This window comes from Psychrobacter sp. GW64-MNA-CIBAN-0177 (genome assembly GCF_040309585.1).
Taxonomy (GTDB): domain Bacteria; phylum Pseudomonadota; class Gammaproteobacteria; order Pseudomonadales; family Moraxellaceae; genus Psychrobacter; species Psychrobacter okhotskensis.
Window position 1 is genome coordinate 1 of sequence record NZ_JBEOOY010000172.1, and the last position, 279, is coordinate 279.

Sequence of the window (279 nt, forward strand, 5' to 3'; positions counted from 1 at the left end):
GACGACTTTAATGCAACAACGGGTTCTGTGCTTAGTTACATGAACTTAAGTTCATTACTTGTTGCACGTGATAGCTTACGTCAATCGGCTGCTGATTTATTAGGCCTTCGTTTAGGCTTAAACTTTATTAACGATACAACTATTAATAGTAAAGACGTTACCTACATTGGGCATTCGCTAGGTTCTATTGTTGCTCCAGCATTTATTGCTCAAGCTAATACGCCAATGGCAGAAACGCTTGATCCGCTATTTAATGTAAACACGGTAGCTCTTGCAAGT

1 protein-coding gene is annotated in these 279 nt (G+C 39.4%); it reads left to right on the top strand.

The features are described 5' to 3' along the window. The coding region (locus tag AAEY79_RS14650) for a hypothetical protein (RefSeq protein WP_352289046.1) at positions 1-279 on the top strand (279 nt) is incomplete at both ends.